Here is a 5,923-nt window from a genome sequence, read left to right as displayed (position 1 = left end):
CATTATGCCGTAAGTCGGATTATGCCGCATGGCCGAGCTTTTCGGCTGTCACGCCGGCTTTCGGCCATGCGGCAGTTCGGCATAATCAGAGCGCTTCGAGGAAGGCGAGCAGTTCGTCGCTGGGACGATACCGCCCGGGATGTGTTTCCGGGCCGGCGACCTGAGAAAGCGCCTTTTCCTTCAGCCGCATGTCGGCGTGTATATAGATCTGGGTCGTTTCCACGGATTCGTGCCCGAGCCATAATGCGATCACGGATTGGTCGACGCCGTGATGGAGCAGTTCCATCGCCGTGCTGTGGCGAAGCGTGTGTGGCGTGACGCGTTTGCCTGCAAGACTCGGACACGCTTGTGATGCCTTCAGGCAATGCTTGCGCACCAAGTGCTCCAAAGCATCACGGCTGAGCGCCTCGCCCCGGATCGACGGGAACAGCGGGCCATCGCCGTCGCGGCGCTCGCCGATCCAGCTCTGGATAAGCTTGGCCGTATCGCGACGAAGAGGCGTACTGCGTTCTTTCCGGCCCTTGCCGATGCACCGGATATGAGCGCCGGTGCCGAGGATCACGTCCTTGCAGCGCAGGTTGATCAGTTCGGACGCCCGCAACCCCGTCTGAAGCGCAAGCAACAGCAGGACGTGATCACGTCGCCCCACCCATGTCATTCGATCCGGTGCTGCCAGCAGCGCCGCTATCTCCCCAGCGTCAAGGAACGTCACGCTCCGCTTCACATACCGCTTGTTCGGCATCGAGAGAACGCGCTGACAATGAAGAAGCCAGCTCGGATCGGTCAATGCAACGTAGCGGAAGAACGAGCGGATAGCGGCAAGACGCGTATTGCGGGTGCGGGCCGTGTTGCCGCGCGCCGTTTCCACATGTGTCAGGAAGTCGGCGACAAGATCGGCATCGAGATCTTCGATCGTCAGCTTCGTGGGTGGCTTTCCACACCGTGAGCTTGCGTACCGGATCAGCAGCCGGAATGTGTCTCGGTAGCCAGCGACGGTGTGATGGCTTGCTTCCATCTGCGTTAAGAGCCGATCGGTGAAGAAGCGCTGGATCAGCGCGGGGAAGTTGGTCGCCTTCATCGGGTTTCCACCTCCGCCGCCACGCCTGTTATTCGAGCGGAGGCCAGTTCCAGCAGCTCCGGGACCGCTTCCAGATACCAGTATGTGTGGGCGGGGTGCGCATGACCGAGCCATGTCGTGAGCTTGATCATCTCGCGACCGACGTCTTTGCCCGACCGATACCAGCTCAGCATGGTACGCACCGCGAAGGTGTGGCGAAGATCGTGGATACGTGGTCCACGACCGTGCCGAAGATGAAGCTGCGGCTGCCGCAGCCCGATCTGCTGGCAGACGTGCGCGAAGTTGTAGCGTGCGCCGCAATCGCCAAGACGACGCCCCTCACAGGTCACGAAGAATGCTTCCGGCCTGCGCCCGAGCAGCCGATCCCGCTCGCGACCATAGCTTTCCAGCCGTTCCACGACGCTCGGGGCCAGCGGCAGCAACCGTTCTTTGCCGAGCTTGCCCTGCCGGATACGAAGCACTCCGGATTCGGCATCGAGATCGTGAGGATCGAGACCGAGAGCTTCGCTGATCCGAAGTCCGGTCACGGCGATCAGGCCGAAGAGGGTTGAGCAGGTCAGGCCGCGCAGGCCGTAGACCGATGGCAGCGTCCGCGCTTGGTCGATGATCGCGACGATTTCGGCGTCACTATAGATGTATGGATGCACACGCTGAACGCGACCCGGCACCAATCCCCGGGGCGGAGCCTCGTGTCTGGAGTCCATGCCGTGCAACCACTCAGCAAATTGGCGGGCCACCCTGAAGCGCGTTGCCCGTGTTCCTGGACTTGCAGAGGGAAGGCTTTCGAGCCAGCGCATGATCAGGCTGGCGCTGACGTACTGCGCACCGCCGTTGTCGGCGAAGGTTACGAAGCGGCGAAGTATCCGTTCATCGGTGCTCAGATTGGCGCCGAGTTGCCTTCTGATGGTGAGATTGCGGTCCATTTCGGCAAGGAAGCTCATCGTGCCACCTCCGAGGTCGGCCAAGGCTGCGCAATGGAACGCAACCCGTCCGTGTCGAGCTTCGCGTAGATCATCGTCGTTGCCCGCGACCGATGCCGCAGCAGATCGCCGATCTCTTCCAGTGAGGCGCCGGCACGAACCATGTTCGTCGCCAGGCTGTGGCGCAGAACATGCGATCCCACATAGGGTGTCGGCGGCTTCACGCCCGTCGCCGCGAACGCCTCCTTCAGTATGGCGTTAATGACCTGGCTGTCCTTGAACGGACGGTTGGGCGCCCGATGCGTCACGAACAGCGTGCGCGTGGTCGTTGAGGTTCGTTCCACCTGTAGATACCGGGTGATCGCTTCGCCGACGTCCGGTGGGATTGGCAGCCGGTCATGTTGCTGCCCTTTTCCACGAACCAGAAGTACGCCGGCGCGCCAGACTATGTCGCACAACTGGACAGCGATGACTTCCGGCGCGCGCAGGCCGAGGCGGGCCATCAACAGCAGCATGGCGTAGTCACGGGCGCCGCGCCGCGGATTGGTGCGCACGGAGGCCACGACGGCCTCCACCTCATCGGGCGACAGATAACGAGGGAGCCTTGCGCCCCAGGGCTTGCGTGCTCTGGGGACGCAAAGCGACAGGTTCGTGGTCGTATGGTCCTGCGCGAACAGATATTGGAAGAAGCTGCGCAGATGCGTTGCTGGCGTCTTGTCGCGGAACGGGCGCTTGCGCGCGAGTAAGTGCTCCATGAACGCGACAACATCCTGCGCGTTCAGCGCCGGCAGGTCGAGCATACGGTCGCCGAAGCGATGATCGAGAAAGCGGTCCGCGAACCTCAGCACATGATAGACAGAGCGGGGGCTGAGGCCGCGTTGCCGCAGAAGGTAGGTTTCAAAGCTGTCCAGCAGTTCGCGACGTTCGGCCTGTGCGGGTGTCAGCGGCGGTCGTGTCGCCACTCCTATCTCAATCAGATGCGTGACGAACAGTCTGGCAAGGTTGGGAACCTTGATCTGGCTTTTCGGCGTGGTCGGCAACCGCCGTCCCAGTTCGACAGCCAAGTCTGGCGTCAATGCCGAGGGCGCAATGCCCTCGGCGTCGAGCAGGCGACCGAAGCGCCGCAATAGATAGCGGTAATTCGTCAGCGTGTCCGGCTTGTAGTTTCTGGATGCAAGGCTTTCTTCAAATGCCGCGAGATACTGATCGAGACATGTGTGATCGGGTTTTTCCATTTCTGTGCTCCATCTTGGTGGAGCAATAAACTTCGCGCCGAATCCCCGCTCTGTGACCAGTCGATCTTCTGCTTAGCGGCAAGTGTGACCAAGACCTTCCCTCGATTTCATGTCCGATGTGCTGACGCGCATATAGAGTTCTTGACGTGGTGTCCTCGCCTTTCGTATCTACAATCATGGGGATTGCGAGCTCCCCACGAGGCGCCAGCCGAAGATCGCGTTCCTGTTCAACCCCGGCGACGGAGGAACGCACATGCCTGCGCCTAATGCCATTTCGTTCGACAAGCTCGCCCGCATCATCGGAACCCCTCGCGCACCGCTCTTGATCGACGTGCGCTCCGAGGAAGATTTTGCCGCCGATCCAAGGTTGCTCCCTGGCGCCACCCGGATCGACGACCAGGCGCTCGCCGCCCTCGCTCCGCAGCTCGCCGGGCAGCCATCCATTGCTGTCTGCCAGGCCGGCCATCGGCGCAGCCAAGGCGCGGCCGCCTGGCTGCGCGCCGAAGGCTGCCCTTCGGAGTATCTCGAGGGCGGGTTCGAAGCCTGGCGTGCGGCCGAGCTACCCCTGATCGATCCCGCAAAGCTGCCAGCGCGCGACGCGCAGGGCCGCACCATCTGGGTCACCCGGTCGCGCCCCAAGATCGACCGCATCGCGTGCCCCTGGCTGATCCGGCGCTTTCTCGATCCCCGTGCGATCATCCTCTTTGTGGCGCCCGCCGAGGTCGTCGGCGTCGCCGAACGCTACGATGCTTCGCCCTTCGACATCGAGAACGTGTTCTGGAGCCATAGGCGCGAACTTTGCACCTTCGACGTGATGCTGGCCGAGTTCGGCCTGAATATTCCCGCGCTCGACCGGCTGGCCGACATCGTCCGCGGCGCCGACACCGCCCGGCTCGATCTGGCGCCCGAGGCCGCCGGTCTTCTTGCAGCCTCGCTCGGTCTGTCGCGGATGTATTCCGACGACCTGGAGCAGCTCGAAGCAGGCATGCCGCTCTATGACGCTTTCTATCGCTGGGCTCGTGACGCAACCGACGAGACCCACAACTGGCCCACCAACAAGCCGAGGCCGGAGTGATGCGGGACCGCGCTTTCCCCACCCTTGCGGAGGCCACCCGCATCTGGGCCCGAATCGGGCTCCTGAGCTTTGGCGGGCCGGCGGGCCAGATCGCGCTCATGCACCGCATCCTCGTCGAGGAGCAGCGCTGGCTGGGCGAGAAGCGGTTCCTGCATGCCCTCAACTACTGCATGCTGCTGCCTGGCCCGGAGGCGATGCAGCTCGCCGTCTATATTGGCTGGCTGATGCACCGCACGCTCGGCGGCATCATCGCGGGTTTGCTCTTCGTACTGCCCGGCATTGTGTCGATCATGGCGCTGAGCTGGATCTATGCGCTCTACGGCAATGTTGGCGCCGTCGAGGCGCTGTTCTTCGGGCTGAAAGCGGCGGTGCTGGCCATCGTCGTGCAGGCGGTCATCCGCATCGGCTCGCGCGCCCTGAAGAACGGCGCAATGATCGCCATCGCCGCCGCCTCGTTCGTGGCGATCTTCGGTTTCGCGGTGCCGTTTCCGCTCATCATCCTTGTGGCGGGTCTGGTCGGGTTCTTCGGAGCGCGTGTGGGGTTGCCCGCCTTCCATGGCGGCGGCGGCCACGGCAAGGTGGGCGAGGTCCAGGTCGATGACGCCGATACCCTCCTGGGCGAAGAGTCGCCCGCCCACACGCAGGTCAACCGCGGCTGGGCGTTTCGCATCTCGGCGGCGTTCCTCGCGCTGTGGCTGGTACCGGTCGCCCTGCTGTTCGCGGTCTTCGGCCCCGCGAACGTCTTTTCCCAGATCGCGGGCTTCTTCAGCATCATGGCCGTTGTGACCTTCGGCGGCGCCTATGCCGTTCTGGCCTACGTCGCGCAGGAGGCGGTGCAGAACTACGGCTGGCTCGCCCCTGGCGAGATGCTGGACGGGCTCGGCATGGCCGAGACCACGCCCGGCCCGCTGATCATGGTGACACAGTTCGTGGGCTTCATGGGCGCGTTCCGCAACGCGGGCGGCCTGTCGCCGCTGATGGCGGGAACGCTGGGCGGGCTTCTGACGACATGGGTGACGTTCACGCCGTGCTTCCTCTGGATCTTCCTCGGTGCGCCCTTCATCGAGCGACTGCGCGACAACAAGGTGCTGTCGGCAGCGCTGACGGCGATCACCGCCGCCGTGGTGGGCGTGATCCTGAACCTCGCAGTCTGGTTCGGCCTGCATGTGGTTTTCGACGAGGTGCGCTCGATCACCTCCTTCGGCCTCGATATCGACGTGCCCGTCTGGTCTACACTGAACCTGCCTGCTGCGGTGCTGGTGCTGGCCGCTCTTATCGCAGTGTTCCGCTTCAAGCTCGGACCAGTGACCGTTCTCGCTGGATGCGCGGCCGTTGGCCTGGTGCTAGGGGTGACGAACATCGCCTAAGGTGACCCGCTCTCACCATCCAAACGAGAGCCAAGGGCAACGTCGAAAGATCGATAAAGGTGTAAAACCCGCCGCTCGCAGAATCCGCATTCGGATAATCGGATCTCAACCGTACTAATCCCAACGGGTTCTTCAGCGTACCTTGAGCTTCATTGGGCGGCGGATTATGCCGAGCGCGAAGAGGACCATGGCCTGCAATTTCAGTATTACGCACCCGAAATCGGCATAATCCGACTTACGGCATAATG

General features: G+C 63.0%; 5 protein-coding genes. 2 read left to right on the top strand and 3 right to left on the bottom strand.

From position 1 onward, the window contains the following. Window positions 1-85 precede the first annotated feature (85 nt). The 3 genes from KWJ32_RS27620 to KWJ32_RS27610 are packed head-to-tail and all read right to left on the bottom strand — an operon-like array spanning window position 86 to window position 3,233. Window positions 86-1,078, bottom strand: coding sequence for a tyrosine-type recombinase/integrase (locus KWJ32_RS27620; RefSeq protein ID WP_037094399.1), 993 nt, complete (start codon window positions 1,076-1,078; stop codon window positions 86-88). Next, on the bottom strand, window positions 1,075-2,019 hold the full coding sequence (locus tag KWJ32_RS27615; RefSeq protein WP_122523147.1) for a tyrosine-type recombinase/integrase: 945 nt from the start codon (window positions 2,017-2,019) through the stop codon (window positions 1,075-1,077). Before KWJ32_RS27615 ends, KWJ32_RS27620 begins: the two co-directional genes overlap by 4 nt. Continuing rightward, on the bottom strand, window positions 2,016-3,233 hold the full coding sequence (locus KWJ32_RS27610; protein ID WP_163001471.1) for a site-specific integrase: 1,218 nt from the start codon (window positions 3,231-3,233) through the stop codon (window positions 2,016-2,018). The genes KWJ32_RS27615 and KWJ32_RS27610 overlap by 4 nt, the downstream gene beginning before the upstream one ends. A 253-nt stretch (window positions 3,234-3,486) precedes the next feature. On the opposite strand from KWJ32_RS27610, the gene KWJ32_RS27605 reads away from it, so the two are divergent. Continuing rightward, entirely contained in the window at window positions 3,487-4,308 is an 822-nt protein-coding gene (locus KWJ32_RS27605; RefSeq protein ID WP_037094406.1) for a sulfurtransferase/chromate resistance protein, read from the top strand. After that, window positions 4,308-5,675 (top strand): chromate efflux transporter, encoded by a 1,368-nt coding sequence (chrA, locus tag KWJ32_RS27600; protein WP_037094409.1) that lies wholly within the window; start codon window positions 4,308-4,310, stop codon window positions 5,673-5,675. The genes KWJ32_RS27605 and chrA overlap by 1 nt, the downstream gene beginning before the upstream one ends. The last annotated feature ends 248 nt before the right edge of the window (window positions 5,676-5,923 follow it).

The sequence above is a fragment of the Ochrobactrum sp. BTU2 genome (genome assembly GCF_024539785.1).
Taxonomy (GTDB): Bacteria; Pseudomonadota; Alphaproteobacteria; order Rhizobiales; family Rhizobiaceae; genus Brucella; species Brucella anthropi.
Note: the sequence above shows the minus strand (reverse complement) of the source record. Positions and strands in the feature narration are given on the sequence as shown.

Excerpts from the sequence above, each read along its gene's own strand:
- KWJ32_RS27620 (WP_037094399.1), bottom strand. The coding sequence starts at position 1,078 with ATGAAGGCGACCAACTTCCCCGCGCTGATCCAGCGCTTCTTCACCGAT.
- KWJ32_RS27615 (WP_122523147.1), bottom strand. The coding sequence starts at position 2,019 with ATGAGCTTCCTTGCCGAAATGGACCGCAATCTCACCATCAGAAGGCAA.
- KWJ32_RS27610 (WP_163001471.1), bottom strand. The coding sequence starts at position 3,233 with ATGGAAAAACCCGATCACACATGTCTCGATCAGTATCTCGCGGCATTT.
- KWJ32_RS27605 (WP_037094406.1), top strand. The coding sequence starts at position 3,487 with ATGCCTGCGCCTAATGCCATTTCGTTCGACAAGCTCGCCCGCATCATC.
- chrA (WP_037094409.1), top strand. The coding sequence starts at position 4,308 with ATGCGGGACCGCGCTTTCCCCACCCTTGCGGAGGCCACCCGCATCTGG.